Annotated in this window: 19 protein-coding genes and 1 tRNA gene; 1 reads left to right on the top strand and 19 read right to left on the bottom strand. The window is 35.7% G+C overall.

The window, feature by feature from the left end:
- Positions 1-110: 110 nt before the first annotated feature.
- The 3 genes from NST77_RS21005 to spoIIE form a co-directional block, all read right to left on the bottom strand.
- Positions 111-1,118 carry a protein kinase domain-containing protein gene (locus tag NST77_RS21005; protein WP_171509175.1) on the bottom strand — a complete coding sequence of 336 codons (1,008 nt, stop codon included), beginning with the start codon at positions 1,116-1,118 and terminating at the stop codon, positions 111-113.
- The gene (locus NST77_RS21000) at positions 1,087-1,821 is read right to left on the bottom strand and encodes a vWA domain-containing protein (protein ID WP_095333947.1); all 735 of its coding nucleotides are present in this window, start codon (positions 1,819-1,821) and stop codon (positions 1,087-1,089) included. Before NST77_RS21000 ends, NST77_RS21005 begins: the two co-directional genes overlap by 32 nt.
- A 181-nt stretch (positions 1,822-2,002) precedes the next feature.
- Positions 2,003-4,480, bottom strand: coding sequence for a stage II sporulation protein E (gene spoIIE / locus NST77_RS20995; protein ID WP_123258668.1), 2,478 nt, complete (start codon positions 4,478-4,480; stop codon positions 2,003-2,005).
- A gap of 403 nt (positions 4,481-4,883) precedes the next feature.
- Between spoIIE and NST77_RS20990 the strand changes: the two genes are divergently transcribed.
- Positions 4,884-4,957: transfer RNA gene (locus NST77_RS20990), tRNA-Met, on the top strand.
- Positions 4,958-5,132: 175 nt separating this feature from the next.
- Here the strand turns inward: NST77_RS20990 and NST77_RS20985 are convergent.
- The 16 genes from NST77_RS20985 to glmU form a co-directional block, all read right to left on the bottom strand.
- Positions 5,133-5,615, bottom strand: coding sequence for a S1 domain-containing RNA-binding protein (locus NST77_RS20985; protein ID WP_047944385.1), 483 nt, complete (start codon positions 5,613-5,615; stop codon positions 5,133-5,135).
- Positions 5,616-5,709: 94 nt separating this feature from the next.
- Positions 5,710-6,105 (bottom strand): FtsB family cell division protein, encoded by a 396-nt coding sequence (locus NST77_RS20980; protein ID WP_341123510.1) that lies wholly within the window; start codon positions 6,103-6,105, stop codon positions 5,710-5,712.
- Positions 6,106-6,124: 19 nt separating this feature from the next.
- Positions 6,125-6,748 carry a spore cortex biosynthesis protein YabQ gene (gene yabQ, locus NST77_RS20975; RefSeq protein ID WP_095333953.1) on the bottom strand — a complete coding sequence of 208 codons (624 nt, stop codon included), beginning with the start codon at positions 6,746-6,748 and terminating at the stop codon, positions 6,125-6,127.
- On the bottom strand, positions 6,745-7,050 hold the full coding sequence (gene yabP / locus NST77_RS20970; protein ID WP_095333955.1) for a sporulation protein YabP: 306 nt from the start codon (positions 7,048-7,050) through the stop codon (positions 6,745-6,747). The genes yabQ and yabP overlap by 4 nt, the downstream gene beginning before the upstream one ends.
- 135 nt (positions 7,051-7,185) lie before the next feature.
- The gene (locus tag NST77_RS20965; protein ID WP_016204747.1) at positions 7,186-7,443 is read right to left on the bottom strand and encodes an RNA-binding S4 domain-containing protein; all 258 of its coding nucleotides are present in this window, start codon (positions 7,441-7,443) and stop codon (positions 7,186-7,188) included.
- Positions 7,444-7,464: 21 nt separating this feature from the next.
- Positions 7,465-8,922 carry a nucleoside triphosphate pyrophosphohydrolase gene (mazG, locus tag NST77_RS20960; protein WP_341123508.1) on the bottom strand — a complete coding sequence of 486 codons (1,458 nt, stop codon included), beginning with the start codon at positions 8,920-8,922 and terminating at the stop codon, positions 7,465-7,467.
- Between the two features lies 1 nt (position 8,923).
- On the bottom strand, positions 8,924-10,534 hold the full coding sequence (locus NST77_RS20955; protein ID WP_341123507.1) for a putative polysaccharide biosynthesis protein: 1,611 nt from the start codon (positions 10,532-10,534) through the stop codon (positions 8,924-8,926).
- Positions 10,535-10,992: 458 nt separating this feature from the next.
- On the bottom strand, positions 10,993-12,093 hold the full coding sequence (locus NST77_RS20950) for a DUF1648 domain-containing protein (protein WP_235850358.1): 1,101 nt from the start codon (positions 12,091-12,093) through the stop codon (positions 10,993-10,995).
- A 3-nt stretch (positions 12,094-12,096) separates the two neighbouring features.
- A complete protein-coding gene (locus NST77_RS20945; RefSeq protein ID WP_095333961.1) occupies positions 12,097-12,477 on the bottom strand; it encodes a GntR family transcriptional regulator in 381 nt (126 codons plus the stop codon).
- A 170-nt stretch (positions 12,478-12,647) separates the two neighbouring features.
- Complete coding sequence (spoVT, locus tag NST77_RS20940; RefSeq protein WP_047944373.1) at positions 12,648-13,184, bottom strand: stage V sporulation protein T; 537 nt, start codon at positions 13,182-13,184, stop codon at positions 12,648-12,650.
- A gap of 616 nt (positions 13,185-13,800) precedes the next feature.
- Positions 13,801-17,340, bottom strand: a complete 3,540-nt coding sequence (mfd, locus tag NST77_RS20935) for a transcription-repair coupling factor (RefSeq protein WP_341123506.1) — start codon at positions 17,338-17,340, stop codon at positions 13,801-13,803.
- 426 nt (positions 17,341-17,766) lie between these two features.
- Positions 17,767-17,997 carry an anti-sigma-F factor Fin family protein gene (locus NST77_RS20930; RefSeq protein ID WP_095333964.1) on the bottom strand — a complete coding sequence of 77 codons (231 nt, stop codon included), beginning with the start codon at positions 17,995-17,997 and terminating at the stop codon, positions 17,767-17,769.
- An 89-nt stretch (positions 17,998-18,086) separates the two neighbouring features.
- Entirely contained in the window at positions 18,087-18,650 is a 564-nt protein-coding gene (gene pth, locus NST77_RS20925) for an aminoacyl-tRNA hydrolase (protein WP_341123505.1), read from the bottom strand.
- Positions 18,651-18,803: 153 nt separating this feature from the next.
- Entirely contained in the window at positions 18,804-19,445 is a 642-nt protein-coding gene (locus tag NST77_RS20920; protein WP_095333968.1) for a 50S ribosomal protein L25/general stress protein Ctc, read from the bottom strand.
- A 169-nt stretch (positions 19,446-19,614) separates the two neighbouring features.
- Positions 19,615-20,571 (bottom strand): ribose-phosphate diphosphokinase, encoded by a 957-nt coding sequence (locus NST77_RS20915; RefSeq protein ID WP_047944366.1) that lies wholly within the window; start codon positions 20,569-20,571, stop codon positions 19,615-19,617.
- Between the two features lie 85 nt (positions 20,572-20,656).
- Positions 20,657-22,015: a bifunctional UDP-N-acetylglucosamine diphosphorylase/glucosamine-1-phosphate N-acetyltransferase GlmU gene (gene glmU, locus NST77_RS20910; RefSeq protein ID WP_095333970.1), complete on the bottom strand. Its 1,359-nt coding sequence runs from the start codon at positions 22,013-22,015 to the stop codon at positions 20,657-20,659.
- Positions 22,016-22,102 lie beyond the last annotated feature (87 nt).

Genomic DNA, 22,102 nt, shown 5'->3' with positions numbered 1-22,102 from the left:
CTGATGTTATTACTTTTTCATCAGAGGTTGTAGTTACTATAGTCTAGGATATCACTTTTTTAAAAGTGATACCAAAGACTATTCTCTAAAAATTGCTAAAAATCCTCTTTTCAAGTTAATTGACCATATATATACAAAATATAACAAATAGAGATAAGGATAATGATGACTATAGATTCAGCCCATCCTGCCTTTTTCTTCTTTTTAACCAATTTACTTCTTGTCTGAGCAGAAGGAGCAGGTTGACTGTTCGCTTGGCGAGCTTTACTTCTATTCGTTCCAGCTGTTATTGTGCTTCTACTTGTTTTTTTTGATTCTCCACTTGTTAAATTTAAATAATCTAATCGCATTTCTTTTGCCGATAGATATTTTCCTGTTAACGCATTTACTAGAATCCCCTCAAAACGCATTAATCCTTGCTTTTGTCGAATCATCATATGCAGCTGTTTGATTCCGCCCTCCTTTTTATTAAAACGCTGTGGATAATAAAGATTCAGTATAATCATCGCAACAGCAAACAAATCATATCCTGGCTCTGCCTTTCTTGTTCCTAACCCCCAGTATCCTCTATCAAAGAACTCTGTAAATTCTTTAATCGCTCTCCCTTTTATGGTTGTCCCCCCTACATCAATGCATCTAATTTTCGTTGGGGGCCCTGTAATAATTAGGTTTTCTGGTTTTAAATCTCCAAAGACCCAATTATTTTCATGAAGATTTTGTAAATCCTTTAATAATTGGATCATTAGCACATCAATCCATAATACTTCCTTATTATGAATAAAGGTTAGTAAATCTGGTCCACTAATATACTCCATTACATAAAAAGAAGTAGTTCCTCTATTTGTTACCCAATCATCTACATCTATTAAAGAAGGTCCAAGGCTATAACCTTGGACCTTTGCGAAGGATTTCAAAACATTTACTTCAGAAGTTATAGATACACTATTGTTGCTTAATTTCAAAGCAACTCTTCCTATTTTGGAATCTGCTAAAAAAACTGTACCATTCGCTCCATAGCCAAGTTCCTTTAAGACTGTATATTGCTTGTTATGCCACTTTCCTTTTATTACTGTTCCACTATTTATTTTAAATTGACTCTTCGATGTATTCATCATCACTTGAAATCAAGCTCCTTAATGAGCGCTTATGCTTAAAGTAACGAATGGCTTCTTTTAAAGCTGGACCTGTTGGTGTAATGCCTCCTGTCGATAACTTTGGAAAGATACTTGTTAGAGATTCTAGACGAGGTGTCCAATCCATTAATTTTTCGACATCTTTCTTTTTCCCGGGAAATACAAACACAGAGTAGCGATTCTCGCCAGATCGGGCATTCAAGCTTAAAGATAGGTCAAGTAAGGCTTCTTTTACAGTTGGTAATTTATGCTTCATACTGGCGCTTGTATCTAGTAATACTAACACCTCCAGTTCAACTGTTTCCCCCAGTTCGTCCACAACCTCCATTACCTCTCCTCTTTTTTCTGGAGGAAGATCCTCCATTGTTTTAGAGGAACCTAGTATTTGCTGAAGCTCTTTATTTACTACCCCTTGGAGTGTTTGGGTCATCGCCTTTTTCGTTACCATTTGGACAGTCTGACTTAACTGCTGCGCATACACAACTTGACTAACACCGCCTCCAGAGAGTGCAATGCCTTCAATTTCTTTCATTCCCTGCTCATCAATTGTATCTTGTTCCATGACTCCAATAACATTTACCGTAATTCCTTGTTCATTTGCTAATGCTGCCATTGCGATAGGATCTTCTCCTTTATTAGAACATCCATCTGTGATAAGCAAAACCTGCTTTAACGTACCTGTTTTCATAAATATCTCCCCTCCATCTTTATGAGTTAGTCCCATTCTCGACGAAAAGAGAAGTATTTATACCTTTTCCAAGAATAAACAGATTAGTATAATAAAAACTAACAAACAGTGTTTTTCTCCTACTGAATGTTAGTCCTTTAAATTTATATAAAACTAGAAAGACCATTTTAAACGATCACATTTAGTTTGCGATTTGCTTAAAACCTTTTACTGGAATGGACGCCCACTTCGGAATATTATGGTCAATTTTCGCAACTAACACGGTCATGTCGTCTTCAATTAAGCCTAAGCGAGATCGGATAACCTCCTCCATAATTAAATCTGCTACCTCTTGAGGGTTCTCTGTTTTCAATTCCTTAATTTTTCTCTTCATCCAAATCTCAAAGTTCTCAACATGTTTTGGTCCTTCAAACACACCGTCACTCATCATAATGAGAAGATCTCCAGCCTTTAATTGTTCACTCACAACATCCACATCAAATTCTTGGAGAATTCCCATTGGCAGATTACTTGCCTGTATTTTCATAACCTTTGAACCTCTTTTGATGAAACTAGGTGTAGAGCCAATTTTCAGAAATTTAACCGCTGCGTTTTGGAGATCAATCATTGCTAAATCCAGTGTAGAAAAAATTTCATCTGTTGTTCGCAAAGATAGAATGGAATTAATTGATTTTATCGCTACTTGTTCTTCAATTCCTGATTGCAGAATTTTTTGCAATAATTGAAGGGTCTCTTCGCTTTCTACATGGGCCCGCTTCCCATTTCCCATTCCATCACTAATTGCCATAGCGTATTTACCTAAACCTAGTTCAATAGTAGAGTAGCTATCTCCTGAAATAAACCCGCCATCCTTTGCTGCATGCGCAACACCAGTCTCTATTGTATAAGCTTTCGCTGACCGGAATGTTGCATGACTATAATCTTTGGAGTACTCAGATACCTCCTCTTTATTTACAATAATGGTCTCGCCAAGAATATCCGATAGCATTGGCGCAATTAGTTTTTCACATTCTCCATAGCCTGTGTTGTATGGAATAGTGATATCGATATCTACATTTCCTTGTTCCAAGCTGTATATTTCAACATTTTCAATATGAATGCCAAACTCTTGAATAGCTTCTAGGATTAATTCCTCCTGTTTGTAGTGATTTTCTCTTTCTCTTTGAATTTCTTTTGCAAAATCACCCATTACCTCAGATACACCAAGCAATTGATCTGCAACTAATTTCCTGCTTTCCTGGACTTGTTTTTTTAATTTTTGGTTTGCCTGGTACAATGTCAATTCTTGATGGATTGCATCCGTCACCTTCTTCGACCTTGTACAATGTTTATCCCACTCCCTTTGAAGACTAGTGGAAATATTTCCACCAGTATCAGCCATTTCAGTCATAATATCTTTCATATAATCATAGGTTGTATTAAAGTTACGTGCCCAGCAATGTTCTTTACGAAAACATGTCTGACACGTCTTTTCTGTCACATTGCTTAAAAAGTAATCTAGCTCCTTATCCTCTTCCTCTATCATTTCACTTATATTTGGGGAAGAAAAACTTTTAGAGAGTGCTTGAAATACATTGGAGAATTGAGATACTCTTTGAGCTGTTACATCTCTCATTTTTCTCATATATTGCTGTTGTTCTTGGGAATATTCTGCTGTTCCTGGTATATGCTTTGCTATGCGTGAGGTTAAACTTCTCGGTGTCATAAGAAACAGGAAAACAGCTATAGTTGTTTCCATTAACGAAACAGATAGGACGCCACCACCTTCTCCATACATGCCAATAAGGAGAGTGGCAATAAATAAACCAAGTGCTACACCGATTTTCTTTCCTTCTTTCAGCAATCCACCTAGAAGACCAGAGAAAGCCAATAAGCTCATATGATAGAAGCTAGAAATGCTTGCAAGACTAAAAATTAATCCGGTCACAACGCCAACAGTCGAGCCAATAGTGGCCCCTGCCATAAAGGAAAATAGGAGAACTAAATAACGAGACATAATATGTTCAATCGATAAGCCATAAACGGCCCAGCCAATTGTTCCAGTCATAATAGAAGCTAGCATAATGATAAGACAGACAATTTCTTCTGTTTTAAGGGCTTGTCTTCTTTTATTGACCGTAAGTAACGGCAGACTTTGTAAAAAAATTAATGTAAGTATATAGCCAAGACTTCCTTCTACAAACGCTAACATTCCACCATACAGTGTAAAACCATTTGTTAAAAGATAGGCTTTCACTAAGCTGCCTAAAAAGACTAGTCCAAACACAAATAATGGGACAAGTTGCTGCTCTTTATTTTTCCAATTTAAAATAATTTTATAGCTAATCAAAAATAAGAAAGACAAGACAAAGTTAGAAGCTGCCTCTGTTACCCCTAAAGTAGCAGCGCCGGCTATTAATCCAATAAGCGCGAGTGGTGCTTTATCTTTCCTTGATAGATATACTGCCGCAAAAAATGGAAGAGCAAAAGGGGTAAGTTGTCCTAATATTAAAGCTCGTCCAAGTAAAAATCCGAGAATCAACAATAAAAAGCCTTTAACTAAAAAGAAGTTTTCTACTTTTGTATAAAATTTATGAACTAATGTACTGAAGCTATCTCGCGACTTCCCAAAATCAACTTCACCAATCGGATCGATTATATCCCTTTCCACTTTCTCCATAAACCACACTCCCTAACAAGTATCGTTGCTCCACATTATAGAAGCTAGTTATTTAAAAGTTTGTCAAAATAACGAAGCAGTTCCAATCTTTCGCTCGACTTCTTTCCTCCATTTTTTTATGGAAATACAAAATTCGATAGATTCCTTCTATCAAGCAAAAAGAAGTTACTTTATAATTAGTCAGCCTTACCAACAGACAATCTTAATATAAATGATCTTTTCTACAGTCACTTTTTTATATTTATTGCTTATTTTTGTCATTTCATGCAATATGCTTTTTGGTCTTTCAACTCATTAACAAGTGCTTAAACATACACCATACTAACATATTAAATAAATGTCTAAAATCTATTGACATTGCGATTATTTATTTGTATTATATTAATTGTCTTGTTAATATTATGGCGGTGTAGCTCAGCTGGCTAGAGCGTACGGTTCATACCCGTGAGGTCGGGGGTTCGATCCCCTCCGCCGCTATCACAAAAAAACCCACGTAAAAATTTTTACGTGGTTTTTTTGTGTTCTTTTTACGGGAATAGCTAAACAGACAAACTTCCTATAAAATATAAAAAGCAAGCCAAATTGGCTTGCCTAAGCTATGGGAATATATAAACGATAAACCCTGCTATCTATTTGGTTATTCAGCAGCAAGTTACCCTCGTCTAGCGCCTCTTCCCCCGCGTTTCGACTCAGTATTTCGTTTCAGAGAAGCTAATCGATCTTCACTGTCTTTTAAGAAACGAGCCATTTTCGATTCGAAATTCTCTTTAGGAGCACGATTTTCATTTGATTTTGCATTACGTGACCTTTGAGAATTCCCACCGGAATAGCCGCCTCTTGATTCTCTTCTTTCTCCGCGTTCGTATTGTGGTCTTTCTGGTCTCTCGGGTCTTTCTGGTCTATCTTTTGCTTTCTTAATAGATAGTCCAATTTTTCCATCTTTCTCGACATTAATCACTTTCACTTCGACTTCATCGCCTACTTTTAAATGATCATTAATGTCTTTTACATAATTGTCTGCGACCTCACTAATATGAACAAGACCTGTTGCGCCTTCTGGGAGCTCAACAAACGCACCAAAATTAGTAATTCCTGTTACCTTTCCTTGTAACTTGCTGCCTACTTCGATTGACATAAAAAAGTTTTGCCTCCTTAAGGATATAAAAAATCGTACTTACTTATATTATACAGAATGGAAAAAAAGAGTGTCAATATTACTGCCAACCTTATTATTTTCCAGTTGTGTTTTTTGCATCTTTTTCAGGGATATTAAAAATAATTTCCCCTTTTTTTGAAAGTAATAAGTCTTTCCTTGCTAATTTAGCTAAATACTCTTCATCATTTAACTTAGCAATTTGGTCTTTTAGGTCTGCTTCTTTCTTTTCTAATGCAACAAGTTGTCCATCTAACTGTTCTTTCTCTGCTCTTTTCTCTTTTAAAGTGGAGCTTTGTGATATGAGTGTGGAAATCATAATAAAGCCAATAACAGCAGCACATACGAAGAACGTTGTCAGCCTGCGCATCAATAGCTTTTTCTTTCTAGCTCCACTAAGACTATTAGCTTGATGCTGTAAATTATATTTTGTTGGAAATGTTGTAACATCTGGTTTTCTTATAGCACTCATATGAGGCTCCTCCTTTCCATTATTTTTTTCTTTTAGCCATCCATTGTTTCAAATAGTTCTTTATTTTAAAGTAATATCCTGCCAATTTATTAAAAATTCTCTCGACGAATAATTTACCCTTTTTCGGCACAATTAGCCACAGTAGAGATAAAAGCCATTCAATTGGTTTAAAGAGTATCCCTATAATAAATCTTAATGTCCTAATTATACCACTGACAAGTGCCATAAGTCCCCTGCCCAGAGCAATTATTATCGAAAAAAGGAAGAAAATGATAGATTTAATTGGCTTGTATACAATATTTACTCCTACTCTAAGGAAAAAACGATAAGTATGGACGCAAAAAGAAATGATTCCTTTTAATAATTGAAGATAAAGAGTTTGAAACAAACTTTTATACATAGCAAAACCTAATAGCAATGCTAGGACCAAATAAATGCGAACTTCTCCTTTGTTTACTAGGAAAAGAACATAAAACATAAGAAGAGCTTGCAAAACCCAAAAAAGGATATCATGGATAAAGACAATACTTCTTTTCCTTTTTGGCCTTTTCAAGAAGTATTGATATGTATCTAAACTTATACCAAAGAATAGACCCATGCTAACCATAGCCAGCATGGTCATAAATTGTGTAGATAGTGTCATCGGAATATCTTGCTAAAGAATCCCTTAGCCTTATCTCCACTTTGATCGTCTACATAAACTAAATCAAATACTTTACCTTTAATAGAGACGATTCCCTTTTCTACATCAAGGTTTTTCATTTGCAGATTTTGACCACGAATAGATAAAAATCCCATTACTGTCTCTAATATAAATTCTTCGTTATCAAAACTCTCTACTTGCTTTACTCCCGTAATATCGAGCAGCTTTCTTCCTCTCATGATCACATCATGGTCTACCGTATTATTACTTTTCGTCATATTTGATTCATGATATTGGCTCATCATTATCCCTCACAATCCATTAGTACAATCTCTACTTGTACAAATATATGTGAGGAATCCTTATTTTAGAACAAGCCTTATAGGCGAAGAAAAGAACTCTACTTTGTTTATTGCCATCTATTTCGATTACTAAACTTATGAAAGTGTTTCTTCTTTAATTATTTTATACATATTGGCAGCATCTTCTTTCTTCGTGGATTCCTGCAACATTTCCACCTTAGCTGTAACTAGCTTTTGCCCAAAACGAACCTGCAGCTCATCACCGACCTTTACATTGGTGCTTGCTTTCGCCTGCTGTCCATTCACTAAAATTCTTCCTTGATCCGCAACTTCCTTTGCCAATGTTCTTCGTTTGATTAAGCGCGAAATTTTCAAGAATTTATCTAGTCTCATTCTAATAGCTCCTTCACGTTGTTATTTTTTCTTTGCTTCATTCCAAAAGCCGTCTAATTCTTCTAAACTCATTTGGCTCCATTCCTTCTCAGACTCTTTTACCCTTTCTTCTATATAAGAAAAGCGCTCAATAAACTTTTTGTTTGTCCGGAAGATGGCTAATTCTGGATCTACTTTATAAAACCTAGCAATATTTACAAGCGAAAACAAAATATCGCCAAATTCACTTTCTATTTGTACATTATTATTAATCTCTTTTAATTCCTCTTGAAACTCCAGAATTTCCTCTTTTACCTTTTCCCAAGCTCCTTCTGCATTCGGCCAATCAAACCCTACTTTTGCCGCTCTTTTTTGCAGTTCGTAAGCTTGCATCAAATTAGGTAACGCACTATTTAATCCTTCTAAAACAGACTCCCTGTCCGTTTTCACTTCTCGTTTTTTCGCGTTTTGCCAGTGCTTCATCACATCATCAACAGAATCTGCTTGTTCTTCTCCAAATACATGTGGATGTCTACGAATCATTTTATCGGAAATCCCTTCCACTACATCATCAATTGAAAAATATCCCTCGTCTTCTCCAATTTGACTATGAAGCATCACTTGCAATAACACGTCTCCAAGCTCTTCAATAATGTGGTCAATATCTCCTTCATTAATGGCTTCAATTAATTCATAGCTTTCTTCCAATAAATATTTTCGTAAGCTTTCATGAGTTTGTTTTTTATCCCATGGGCAGCCATTTGGTCCACGAAGCTCCGCTATTATCTGTCTCAGCTGAGAAAAGTCTTTATATAAGATCTTTTCTTCTTGAACAGGTGGTACATATATGCTTGTTAAATTATTTAAGTCTACCTCTCTATCTAACTCATGCAGCTCTATTTCTTTTATCTTTTCTAGACTACTTCCAGCTGCAGTAACAACTTTAATTGGATAATCATGCGGGAGAATATCCAACAAGGTTAACTTCACTTCCGATGCAGAAAAAGTATCATATACCTGGCCAATAATCAAATGATTTCTAAGCTGAATACTTGCTCGATTAAGAGCAGTTCCATCTAGCAGCTGGAATCCTTCGATTGGATCGATTCGCAACGCCTGGAAAATACTGTCTAAGAAACTTTGACCACCAGCAATTTCGATAGAGGCCATTCCTTCTTTATCTTTTTCTATTAAGATTTGTACCGTTTTTTCTGCAACAAGCGGGTGACCTGGAACAGCATAGACAATATCCGTTTCTTTTGCTTTCTCTAATAGAAATTCAACAATCTCTTCATATACAGCATCAAATTGATTATGTTTTTCATAAATAGAATCAAAGGAATAAAAGGTTATTCCTTCTTGCTCAAGCATAGAGAGAACAGGATGATCCTTCGTTCGTACATATATAGTCTTATTCTCATCAACTAAGCTGCGATAAACGCCCAACGGCAGCTGGTTTATATCTCCTGCGCCTAATCCAATAATTTTTATTTGACTCATTTTATTTCCTTCCTTTTTTCGGTAAAAACCATTTTAGTTTACTTCCTAACGGTAATAAAGATAATTCCTTTTCTTTAAAAACATTTCCTCGTACCACTATAACCACATATATTATTCCACCTATTACTACTCCAGATACTGCTTGAATAGCGCTTTTTATCCGGCTATGCTCTATCCATTCAAGCAGTAAAGAAGAAAGTGGTATATACCCTCTAAGCACAAGTAACATAACTAAACTCGCACCACTTATAATCAATACGTGCCTTATACTAACAAGCGGCTCTTTGACTATTTTTTTTAATTTTACTGCCATTAAAATTAGAATGATAGATAATACAATAAGTGATGCATAGGCTGCTCCATATATCCCAAAAGAAGAAATGAGTATGATGTTAAGAACATACTTCCCTATAAAGCCTAATACAATCAAAACAGCTGGATAGAAAGAATGCCCTAATCCTTGCAGGATGGCCATTATTGTTGCAATAATAGCATTAAGAAATATTACAAAAAACAGAACAGTAAGAACCTCTGAACCGGCATCATCCTTAAACAGCATGCTGTTTGTCTCTCGAATGATACCAATTAGTCCTACTGTTGCTCCAAGTCCAATAAAAAAACTAACTATAAGAGAAAAATGAATATTTCTCATAAGATCTTTCTTACTTGTTTTTTGGCGATTCTTTGTAATAAGAGGGACAATACTTAAAGCCATCGAAGTAGAAATGATACTTCCAATTTGTATGAGCGGCTGCCCTCTATCATAAATTCCCTTCATCACTTTGGCCTTTTCTTCAGCCATGCCATCTTCCATTAATAAGGAATATAAATTCAATGAATCCGCTAATTGCAATAACACTAAAAGCATACTACTAATAGAAATAGTTATGCCCTCATATAGTATTCTTTTACAAAGAATACTATTCTCCTTTTCAAAAAGAAGCGAAAAGCGAAACAGAGAAAAAGAAAGGGCGGATTTTCTATAAAAATAGATTAAGACGAACAAGGAGAGTAAGCCTCCGACAACAGAGCCAAACATAGCACCTGACCCAATGGCATATAAGGAGTAATTTTGATAAGAAAAAAACAAAGCGACAAACAGAATAATCCCTACTCTGATTAATTGTTCGCCCACCTGTGAAACTGCAGTCGGAATCATATTTCCCTCCCCTTGGAAAATCCCTCTCAAAATAGCGATCAAAGGGGAAAACAGAAACGCAAAAGAAATAACCTTCAATAAGGATGCCAAATAAGGATCCCCCATCCATGAAGCTAGTCTCCCTGCATTAAAAAACAAAGCCAGAAAAGCTATCATTCCAATGGGAACAAATAAGAAAAAAGAGGAACTCACAAGTCTATTTATACCCGATTGATTCCCCTCTACTTTCATTTCCATATACAATTTTGATAGTACAACTGGAAAACCATATGTAGATAAAGCAATGATTACCCCATAGAAAGGATAAACCTGCTGATAGATATAAAAGCCTTTATCACCGACAATATTTTGAAACGGTATTCGATATACAGCACTTAGTACTTTACTTATTAAGGCAGCTATCATAAGAATAAAAGCGCCTTTAAACCAGACATTTGATTGCGAAGTCTTCACATGTCTAGCTCCTTCCATAATTACTTTCGCTAGTATTATAGCATAGTTAGATGGAAGATGTATCCTTGTACATAATACTTTTTCCATATATTAACACAAAAAGAAGACGGTGGGATATAAGTATTTCAATTAACTTTAACTCCGAACAATTACACGAAATTTTTTGTGTGTACGTATAATTGTTCGGGGGTTAATTAATTTCAAGAAAGAAGGTTTGTGGTGATCACCCGCAGCCTGAATACACTTTACTTTCCCTGGGGCGAGCGCCAAGCCTCCCATAGGAGTCTACGTGTATTCAGCCTGCTCCGTTTTTCCTAGTAATGTTAGTTTGCTTAAAAACTAAATGGTCTGTGTCCAATAGAATATTGAACTCAGACCATAGGTTAAAATAATGTGTCTAATTTTTTCTTTATCCATTATATATTTTGTTTTGTACCAGCAGCCTAAAAACAATTCCTTTATTCTATAATGCTTAGTAAGATAATAATTAGCAATGGAACAAAAACAATGACATACCCAATTGGATTCGCAAAGTTCAATGTCCAACCAACACCAAAACGCTTCTCTACAAAAATAGAAGGATCGCTTTTATTAAAATAAATTAAACCACCCTTCCAATAGCTATCCCCATCAAAAGATGAGATTTCTTTGGTGTCCTGTTCTTCCCCCTCTGCTCCGCGATTTAATCTTTCTAATTTAATCGTAAATAAAATTGCCCCAATTAATATAGATAAGGTAATAATAATTGGAATAAGAAAGACTAAGTGATCACTGAAGATATTATCGTATAAAATAGTTAATTGTAACAATATAATAAGAACTGTTATAGCAATAGACGTAAGAAGGAAAAACCAGCTTGTATATTTGCGATACTTTAGCTGTCTAAGCTTAGATGCATGTTTATTATTGGCACTTATTTTAATCCCTGATTTTTTAGTGGCGCTGTTTATGCTTAAGAACATAATCTGCATAACCAGTAAAATCAGTAGCATGGACACACCAGATATAGGCGTCTTCTTCGTAAATCGATCAGCTTTTCCAGACAATCCCCAGTGTACAGGAATTTCCGCTGGTAATAAATGATACTGTGTTGCCGTAAAGATCAAAAATCCTACCGTAATAATTATTGGAATAAGAAAAACATACCACGGGAGCATCTCATCCTTTTGTCTAACTCCAATTTCTGTTATATTTATTTCTTTTAGCTCCGCCTCCCACTTGTTCTCTGCTTTTAGTGCCATCATTTTTCCGTGAAAATAAAAGTAGAGACTTAAACTCCAAAACAAAATAGCAAACAGCAAAACGGTTCCACCAATCGCTACTTGATCTGCTTGAATATTATTCGCAGCTTGCCAAATATAATAAGCAATAATTCCAATAAGAGAAGGAATGATAACCAAGAGAGAATATCGTCTTTTATAGGTTGAAATTTGCGGATTATTTACTTGTTTGTTGGGAATGGTTACCCCAAATACAACTGTTTTTCGTACTAGAAAAGGCATAGCAGCTTCAAAAAAAACAGTTATGATGATCATACTAATAAAAATAATGGTCTCCATATTTTATTCCTCCTTTAATTTATGGATAATGGATTGTATTAACCCCGTTATTTCTTTTTCCTTCATTCCTATTACTAAAGCTTCCACAATCATTGGTTTTAGGCTATTTGAAATTCTGCCCTGCTCTTCTTGGGTTGGAATCCCATTGTTTGTTCGAATGATTGCACCAGATTTAGGAATAATTTGAATGAGCCCCTTTTTTTCGAGAGCATGATAACTTTTATTCACAGTATGCATATTGACACCTAAATCAGCGGCCAGTGAACGAACAGATGGTAACACATCACCATTCTGTAATTCTTGCCTAATTATCCCTATCATGATTTGCATGGTAAGTTGTTCATAGATGGGCATTTCCAATTCAGGATTTATTTGTATATACATCATTAATCACCTCATACTGTTATATTCTTATTATAACAGATTTGTTCTACGTTTAATAGAACAATTTTCATCATAGAGTCTATTCTATTCGTAAATGAAAAAAGTCGACAACTCTTTTTCGAGTTTGCCGACTTTAAAATTTATGCTTTAGTAAAATTGTTAGGTAAACCTTATGATTCCATTTGGCGAGCTAAAAATCCTGCTGCGGTTTCTACTGCCTTTTTCTCTACATCACCAAGTGAGTCCTCTTTTGCGAAAATGACAACCGCCCCAATTGGATCACCATTTGCAATAATAGGACCAATAGTATAGGCAGAAATCGTTTCAGTAGTACCATCAACTAAGGATACTTGATCTTGTTGATTCATCAGAATGGACCCTCTATCCTCCATGGCCTTTTCCACTACACTACTAATGTTCTTATTTAAATAGTCCTTTTTCGATCCACCCGAAACAGCGATGTAGGAATCTCTATCACAAATTAGCACAGCATTTCCTAAACTATCATAGAGAGCCTCTGCATATTCCTTAGCAAAATCGCTTAATTCACTTATAGGTGAATATTTCTTTAAAATAACTTCTCCATCTCGATCAACAAAAATCTCTAATGGGTCCCCTTCGCGAATTCGTAATGTTCTTCTGATTTCTTTTGGGATAACGACACGACCCAAATCATCGATTCGACGCACAATTCCAGTTGCTTTCATTCCGTGTTGCCTCACTTTCATCAGATGATTTTTTAAAATTGGCGAAAGCATTCTCACTATACATGAAATGTTCACCATATTTAAACATAGTATCTTTCATATGGTAAGTTCTATACATTAATCATGCAAAATTTTCTCTAGGTAGCTTTATTTTCCTTTTTGAATATTTCACGAAGGAAAAAGATTTACCATATTATCAATCTTGACTCCCATATTGGGATAAATCATTTATTTATTCCTGTATTTACTTAGATGTCATTCAAAGGAAAATCTACTATTGTTATCTATATTGTTTATACCCTTGTCCCCCTATATTAAACATCCTATTAACGCAATTTTCTTTATAAAATAGGAACAGGAAGGACGGGCGGCACAAACAAGTTAGCTAGTGGGGAAAGATAAGCACTCTATATAACGATTTAAATAATGACTGGTTTATAGTATTTATATAAGCCAATAGAGAACACTTATCCGAATTAGAGGACTTTAGATTTTTGAAAACGAAAAACCCAAATGATTATACGAAATTTTATTAGCATCCGTATAATTACTCGGGTTTCTCTTGTTTGGGGATACTTACGCTCCTATTACAAGACTGTAAGGAAGTTCGTCCCCATTATTTAGTTACTTGTTCTGGTTCTTTTTTAAATGTATTTAATGCTTCTACCATTTCATGGCAAGCTTTCAGCCACTTTTCTTTTTCGATACCTTTTACATGGAAGATCATTTTTAATTTTCTTCCTTCCATACCAAGACCAATCATTCGACCATACTTAGAACTTTTCTCAAATATTTTTTGGCCATCCATTCGATCGCTTCCATGTTCCGATAATAAAATAAGAACTTCATCCTTCGTCTGCTTGATCAATTCTACTCCTGCTTGCTTTCCATAAATCTTCATTTCTGTGATTTTGAAAAGATACGAAACTTCTTCTGGATAGTCTCCAAAACGATCAATTAATTCTTCTCTTAGCTCTTCCATATCCTCTAAGGAAGTAACACCTCTAAAGCGTTTATACATTTCAATTTTTTGCTGTCCATCATTAATGTAAAAATCAGGAATATAGGCATCTATATCTAGGTCAATTTCAATCGTCTGCCTTTGTTCATCACTAATTGTTCCTTTTCTCTCTTCAATGGCTTCTTTTAGCATTTGAGAGTATAAATCAAACCCAACTGAATCAATAAATCCATGTTGTTGGGCACCGAGAAGATTTCCAGCACCACGAATAGTCAAATCACGCATAGCAATTTTAAAGCCAGATCCTAATTCCGTAAACTCTTTAATTGCCTGCAATCTCTTTTCCGCAACTTCTGTTAGAACTTTATCCTTCTTATACGTAAAATATGCATAAGCTACTCGATTCGAACGTCCAACCCTTCCTCGTAATTGGTATAATTGCGACAACCCCATACGATCTGCATCCTGGACAATTAGTGTATTTACATTTGGTATATCTACTCCTGTTTCAATAATCGTCGTACTTACTAAAACATCATATTCCCCTTCTAAAAACCCAAGCATTACTGATTCCAATTCATTTTCTGTCATTTTCCCATGAGCATAAGTAACTCTAGCGTCAGGCACCAACATTGAAATTTCCTCAGCCTTTCTCTCAATGTCTTCTACCCGGTTATACAGAAAATAAATTTGGCCATTTCTAGCAAGTTCTCTTTCAATCGCTTCTCTTACAAGCCCACCGTTATACTCCATTACATAGGTTTGAATAGGGAATCTATTTTCAGGAGGGGTCTCGATAACTGATAAGTCACGTACACCTAGCATAGACATATGGAGTGTTCTTGGAATTGGTGTAGCCGTTAGCGTCAATACATCAATATTGGTTTTTAATTGTTTTATTTTCTCTTTATGCGTTACACCAAAGCGTTGTTCCTCATCGATAATCAATAAACCTAAATCTCGATAAGAGATATCCTTTGATAAAATCCGATGCGTTCCTACGACAATATCAATTGTTCCCGCTTTAAGACCTTTTAGCGTGTCATTTTGCTGTTTTCTCGTTCTAAATCTGCTGAGTAAACCAATTTCAATTGGATAATCCTGAAAACGCTCTCTCAATGTTTCATAATGCTGTTGCGCTAAAATAGTTGTTGGAACCAAGAAGGCTACTTGCTTTCCATCCGCTATCGCTTTAAAAGCCGCTCTGATTGCAACCTCTGTTTTCCCATAACCAACATCTCCACAAAGAAGGCGATCCATCGGTCTTTCTCTTTCCATGTCTTTTTTAATCTCATGAATAGACCGTAATTGATCCTCTGTTTCCTGGTAGGCAAATGCACTTTCAAATTCTCGCTGCATTTCTCCATCCGGAGAGAAGGCATAACCAACAGAAGCCTCTCTTTCTGCATATAGCTTAATAAGATCATCCGCTATATCCTGAACAGAAGACTCTACCTTTTTCTTTACTTTCTTCCAATCGTTACCGCCCAATTTGTATATCTTTGGTTCTTTGCTCTCTGATCCAACATATTTTTGGACCAAATCAATCTGCTCAACAGGAACGTATAACTTATCATTTCCTTGATATCGCAAATGTAGGTAATCCTTGTGGACACCATTAATTTGAAGTGTTTCAATCCCAAGATATTTACCAATACCATGGTTAACATGGACTACATAGTCACCAACATTTAACTCAGAGTAGCTCTTAATACGCTCTGCATTTGTCAGCTTTTGTCTTCTTTTGGATATCTTTTTAGTCTTTGTCTTAAATAGTTCTTCTTCTGTTATTACCGCTAATTTTAGGATAGGAAGCTCGAAGCCTGACTGAAGATGTCCTTCTAATAATTGAATTTTCCCTTCAGAAATCTTCTTAGCATTTTTTTGAATCATTACTTCCATATCATAATCTTGAAGAACTTGCTCTAACTTTTCTAAGCGTTCCTCACTATTACCAAGCAGAACAACGGTGTAATGATTTTTTTTCCACCTTTCCATTTCTGTCTTCAAAACATTCATTTGCCCGTGGAAATTCTGCATTTGTTTACAAGAAACATTTATGATATTTTGCGGATTAGTATTTGGCACATGGCGTAAAAATAAAGATAAGTAGACAATGGGCTGTTTTGCCTGATGTAAAAGATGATTGATACTCTGCGATAAGGTTAACCCATGAATAATTTCTCCCTCACCTAACAAGCTTGTATACCAATCAGCTTCCTCTTTCTCAAGCGTGTCATTCATTTCTTGCACTCTACTAATTTCATCGACAATTAAAAAACCGTTATTCGGTAAATAATCTATTAAACTGATATGTTCTCCATAAAGAATGGATAAGTATTTATATAATTGTTCTGGCTTTTGCCCATTTCTTAGCTGTTCCATTTCCCTACTAATATTTTGGGTCAGTAACGTCTTTGTCGCTTCATCTTTTATTTTCTTTAAGCTTTGGGCTAAGCCTTTTTCCAACATAGCCAGCAAGTCGCCGACTGCATTCTCATCATAAAGAATTTCTGTCGCTGGTCCAATGCTAACGTTTTCCTTTTTTTCCTTCGAACGTTGATCTTCAAGTGAAAAGGCTCTAATCGAATCAATTTCTGTATCAAATAATTCAATCCGGAGCGGATCTTCCTCCGTTAATGGATAAATATCTAAAATTCCACCGCGCACACTAAATTCTCCCGGCGATGAAACCATCTCCGAGCGTACATATCCCATATGAACAAGCTTTAATAAAAAGGCTTCTAAATCAAGATCTTGCCCAATCTCAAGTTTTAGCTGAGCTTCCTTCCATAACTTTTTTGGAGGAAGTAGCTTTCTCAGACCTGCTACTGGCGCAATCATGATTCCCGACTTTTTTTTCGCCCAATAATTCAATACCTCTATACGCTGAGCCTTTAATTCTGGACTTGCAATACTAATTTCAGCTGCAATTAACTCATTTGCAGGATAGAGAAAAACATCCTTTTCATCCACAATATTGGTAATATCATCGTATAGTTTTTGCGCCTGTAATAAATTATGAGTCACAATTAGTAATGGCTTTTTTGTTTTTTCATAAATTGAAGTCATATATAGAGTACGTGCTGAATTGGAAAGTCCTGAAACCAATTGTTCATGTAACCCAGCTTCTAGTCCTGAAATGACATTTTGTATATCTTCTTGCTGTTTAAATAATTGTTTTAGCCCTAACAAAAAATTTTCCCTCCCATTCGAAAGCAAAAGACACCATAAAAGTGGTGTTGAGCTAGTTTTATCTTATTTTTTTAGTAAAGTATATGACTGCCTGCTCGCTAGCTCTTTTTATTTTCAACGTGCATCCATTTCTGGTAATTTGTTCTTATCTTACAAGAAATAATTATGATTGCAATCTATTTATTTCGTGATTAATGACATAGTTACTATTAATCCTTCAGTTCATGCCCCCTTAAGCAGAATGGAACCGTGCTTATCATGGCATCATTTAAAAAAAGGTTAAAGAAAATACTCCTTAATGTTGTTATATACGAGATATCTTGCCTATATTCCTGCTATCCGCAAGAAAACAAATATATAGACAACGGAAAAATGCTTTGGATTATTCCAAAGCTTTTCCCGAATTAAAAAACAGCCAAATCTCCTCTAATGAATCAAATAATCATTTTCATAGTAGCCAGGGTTTTTTGACAATGACTCTTGGCAATCTTCACAAATAGACTTTACCTCAATATCACCTGTTTGATGATATTGAATCATTTCTGATCGATCTTCATCTGATAAATGATCAAATCCTAAGCGATTTGCTGCAATGGATTCTGCATCAAGTGTTCCCATATGCACACCACAATGTCTGCAATGATAATGTATAGCCATCCCTAGGCCTCCTTACTAGCACATTAATATTGCTAGTATTCACCTATTCGGATGTAAATATAACCAAAATAAGCGGATGATTCTCTATCTTACTGGATATTATATTTATTCATTACTTGCAAAAAGGGTTCTTCTGCCCATTGCGCACACGCATCTGCACATCTTTTAATGGTTCCCTCTAATATATCCATTTCTTCTTTCGTAAATTTCCCAAGGACATAATCAACTACTTTCATTCCGTTTTTAGGACGATCAATTCCAACTCTTATACGATTGAATTTTTCTGTACCAACATGAAGAATAGTTGACTTAATCCCATTATGTCCGCCAGAGCTCCCTTTTTGTCGAAGTCGGATTCTTCCGACTGGCAGATCTAGATCATCATAAATAACGACTAAATCTTCTGGCACTAGATCATAGTAATCCATAATGGGGCGAATAGACTCCCCAGAAAGATTCATATATGTAAGCGGCTTTAATAAAATCACTTTTTCACCGCCAATAACTCCAATTCCATAATTCCCTTTGAATTTTGCCTTATCTAATGGAATATTATAATGACTTGATAAAAAATCAATTACTTCAAATCCAATATTATGTCTTGTTCTATCATATTGCTTCCCTGGGTTACCAAGGCCTACAATTAATTTCATATGAATCCCCCTGCTTTTCATTCTATACTTATATCATACAAGAAAAAGGTTTGGCCATTAGAATGCTAATCGGTCAAACCTTTTTCTTGCTTTTGCTTTTCTAGAAATCCCTTTCTAAAAACGTACAGGGAGAATACATTTTGATAAATCGGATTATTCTTCAGCTGTTTCCGGCTCTGTTTCTCTGCCTTCTACATTATCCGGCATACCTTCTTCTTGTTGTTCTCCTGTACTAATCTCTTCTTCCTGTCTCGGTGCAAGAATTGATGCTATTACTTCCTCTTTTTCATGGTTAATTTCTATTTTATCATAACCCTTCACATCTTCGATAGTAATCGTATCTCCTACCTGAAGCTCTGTTACATCAATGTCAATACTAGATGGTATATCATTAGGCTTTGCTGTAACTGTTACTTCGTGTAAAGCCTGCTGCATAACGCCACCATCCTTTACTCCAGCAGCATCCCCCACTAAAGATACTTTTACTGGTGCGCTGATAGCCTTCGATAAGTCTACCGCTAAAAAGTCCACATGTATAATGCCTCGCTTAATTGGATCAGCATCATACTCATTTAAAACGACATTATAATTTTCCCCATCAATATCTAGTGAAATAACGCCATTTCTCCCAACTTCACGAATCGTTTTCAAGAAATTAGCCTCACTCAAGGAAATAGCCGTATTTTCTACTTTTGATCCATAAACGATACCTGGAATTTCTCCATTATTTCTTAATTTTGTTAAGCTTGAATGTTTGTCCATCGTACGTTTTTTTGCCTGTAAAGTAGTTGTCATGATTTCACCTTCCATTATTTTATCAAATGAACACTCTTATATAAAAAATGCCCTAAATGGAAGATATTTAAACATAAAGAATTTACTATCTGTTTAAAAGAAAGGCACAATACTAATAGCCGCCTGCCTTTTAGACAAGCGACTAATTAGAATGATATAAAGGGTTTTATCAATCAAATAAGAAACTTACTGATTGATCTTGATGAACACGTAAAATTGCTTCACCTAATAGATCAGCAACTGATAATTGAATAACATTAGCTGAAAGTTTCTTTTCACCCAATTCAATTGAGTTTGTTACAACTAATTCTTTGATTTTAGAATTGTTAATTCTCTCCATTGCAGGTCCTGACAAAACAGGATGTGTACAGCAAGCATAAACCTCTTTTGCTCCATTTTCTGCTAGAGCATTGGCACCAAGTGTAATGGTACCTGCTGTATCAATAATATCATCAATAAGGATAGCAATTTTCCCTTCAATATTACCAACAATATTCATTACTTCCGCAACATTTGGCTTTGGACGTCTTTTATCAATAATAGCAATTGGCGCCTTTAATCGTTCTGCAAGTTTTCTTGCTCTTGTAACCCCACCATGATCTGGAGAAACAATAACAAGCTCTCCATCAAATTCTCGTTGACTGAAGTAATTACCAAGGATTGGCACACCCATTAAGTGATCAATCGGAATATCAAAGAAACCTTGAATTTGTGGTGCATGCAAGTCTAATGTAATAACACGAGTTGCTCCAGCTGTCTCTAATAAATTGGCAACTAATTTCGCTGTAATTGGTTCTCGTGCTCTTGCTTTTCTATCTTGTCTAGCATACCCATAATAAGGAATTACTAGGTTAATCGTCTTAGCTGAGGCACGCTTCAATGCATCAATCATAATTAATAACTCCATAATATGTTCGTTAACGGGTGCACTTGTTGACTGAATAACATATACGTCACAACCACGGATACTTTCCTCAATATTAATTTGAATTTCACCATCGCTAAAACGTGTTACTGAACATTTCCCTAATTCTACTCCAATTGAATCGGCAATTTCCTGCGCTAAGGCAGGATTAGAGTTTAAACTGAATACCTTCAAATTTGGATCTAAATTCTTAACTGGCATGCTGAACCTCCACTGGTCTTTTTCCACTTATAGTACGAAGAATGAAACATATCTATTAAACGAATTATTCTTCCTTTTAACCTATTTATTTACGTTTATAATTCTCTTTATTAACTTGACGTGCACGGGCAATTGAAAGTGCCTCAGAAGGAACGTTATCTGTAATGGTGGAGCCTGCTGCAACATAAGCACCCTTACCAACTGTGACAGGTGCAATCAAATTGGAATTGCATCCAATAAATGCGCCATCTTCTATCGTCGTCAAAAACTTCTTTTTTCCATCATAATTAACTGTAATGGTACCACAGCCAATATTGACATCACTACCAACATTCGCATCTCCAATATAACTTAAATGTGATGCCTTACTGCCTTTTCCAAATGTCGCTTTCTTGATTTCAACAAAGTTTCCAATTTTCACTTCATCATCAATCATAGAGGCTGGACGAATATGGGCAAACGGTCCAATATTCACATCAGACCCAATGCTGCTATCGTGAGCAACAGATTGTTTAATAGCCGTATTATTTCCCACTGAACAATTATTTATTTCTGTATTTGGCCCAATAATACAATCTGAACCTATTACAGTATTTCCTTTAATCATACTTCCAGGGTATATAACTGTATCCTCTTTAATCATTACGTCTGCTCCAATATAAGTATTGGTCGGATCAATAATTGTTACGCCATTGCGCATATGCTGTTCATTGATTCGCTTTCTCATGATTGATTCTGCTTCAGATAAAGCAATCCGATCATTCACACCAATTGTTTCATTGAAATCTGTGGTTTGGAATGCACTTACAGTTTCTCCCTGCTGTTTTAAAATCTCGATAACGTCTGGCAGATAATACTCTCCTTGAACATTTTCATTGGAAACATTATCTAAAGCCTGAAATAATAGAGCATTATCAAATACATAGGTACCTGTGTTAATTTCTGTTATTTTTCTTTCTTCATCCGTTGCATCCTTGTGTTCTACGATTTTCTCTACTACGCCCATTGAATTACGAATGATTCTGCCGTACCCATCTGGCTTACTTGCCTTTGCCGTTAAAATGGTTGCCTTCGCTCCTACTTTCTCATGGTGTAAAAAGAGCGCTTCTATCGTTTCACTTGTCATGAGAGGCGTATCCCCACATATAACAAGTGTCACTCCTTCTTTGTCTACAAGAAGATCTTTTGCTTGTATTACTGCATGTGCCGTTCCAAGCTGTTCTTTTTGATTTACGTATTTAACACTATTGCCAAGCTGTGCTTTTACTTTTTCTGAACCGTGGCCAATTACTGTTACGATTGAATCCATTTGTAGCTTTTCCACTTGATCTACAACGTGCTGTACCATCGGTTTCCCACAAACAGGATGAAGTACTTTATAAAGTTTTGACTTCATTCTAGTACCCTGTCCTGCGGCTAAAATCACTGCGTAACGAGTTGTCATTCACAGGCCTCCAATAACCTTTTTATCCACTAAAAAATATATCTTAAATAACTCTTGATTTCAAGGAAGGATTCACATTTTATGTAC

The sequence above is a fragment of the Niallia sp. FSL W8-0177 genome, from assembly GCF_038006285.1.
Lineage (GTDB): Bacteria > Bacillota > Bacilli > Bacillales > Cytobacillaceae > Niallia > Niallia circulans_A.
Note: the sequence above shows the minus strand (reverse complement) of the source record. Positions and strands in the feature narration are given on the sequence as shown.

Coding starts and splice junctions, on each gene's coding strand:
- NST77_RS20980 (WP_341123510.1), bottom strand. CDS start 6,105: ATGAGTGCTATAAGAAAACCAGATGTTACAACATTTCCAACAAAATAT.
- yabP (WP_095333955.1), bottom strand. CDS start 7,050: ATGAGCCAATATCATGAATCAAATATGACGAAAAGTAATAATACGGTA.
- pth (WP_341123505.1), bottom strand. CDS start 18,650: ATGAAATTAATTGTAGGCCTTGGTAACCCAGGGAAGCAATATGATAGA.
- NST77_RS20945 (WP_095333961.1), bottom strand. CDS start 12,477: ATGTATATACAAATAAATCCTGAATTGGAAATGCCCATCTATGAACAA.
- glmU (WP_095333970.1), bottom strand. CDS start 22,015: ATGACAACTCGTTACGCAGTGATTTTAGCCGCAGGACAGGGTACTAGA.
- spoIIE (WP_123258668.1), bottom strand. CDS start 4,480: ATGGAGAAAGTGGAAAGGGATATAATCGATCCGATTGGTGAAGTTGAT.
- NST77_RS21000 (WP_095333947.1), bottom strand. CDS start 1,821: ATGAAAACAGGTACGTTAAAGCAGGTTTTGCTTATCACAGATGGATGT.
- yabQ (WP_095333953.1), bottom strand. CDS start 6,748: ATGACACTATCTACACAATTTATGACCATGCTGGCTATGGTTAGCATG.
- NST77_RS20965 (WP_016204747.1), bottom strand. CDS start 7,443: ATGAGACTAGATAAATTCTTGAAAATTTCGCGCTTAATCAAACGAAGA.
- NST77_RS20915 (WP_047944366.1), bottom strand. CDS start 20,571: ATGCCAGTTAAGAATTTAGATCCAAATTTGAAGGTATTCAGTTTAAAC.
- mazG (WP_341123508.1), bottom strand. CDS start 8,922: ATGAGTCAAATAAAAATTATTGGATTAGGCGCAGGAGATATAAACCAG.
- NST77_RS20950 (WP_235850358.1), bottom strand. CDS start 12,093: ATGGAGACCATTATTTTTATTAGTATGATCATCATAACTGTTTTTTTT.
- NST77_RS20920 (WP_095333968.1), bottom strand. CDS start 19,445: ATGACAACTACTTTACAGGCAAAAAAACGTACGATGGACAAACATTCA.
- NST77_RS20930 (WP_095333964.1), bottom strand. CDS start 17,997: ATGGCTATACATTATCATTGCAGACATTGTGGTGTGCATATGGGAACA.
- spoVT (WP_047944373.1), bottom strand. CDS start 13,184: ATGAAAGCAACTGGAATTGTGCGTCGAATCGATGATTTGGGTCGTGTC.
- NST77_RS20985 (WP_047944385.1), bottom strand. CDS start 5,615: ATGTCAATCGAAGTAGGCAGCAAGTTACAAGGAAAGGTAACAGGAATT.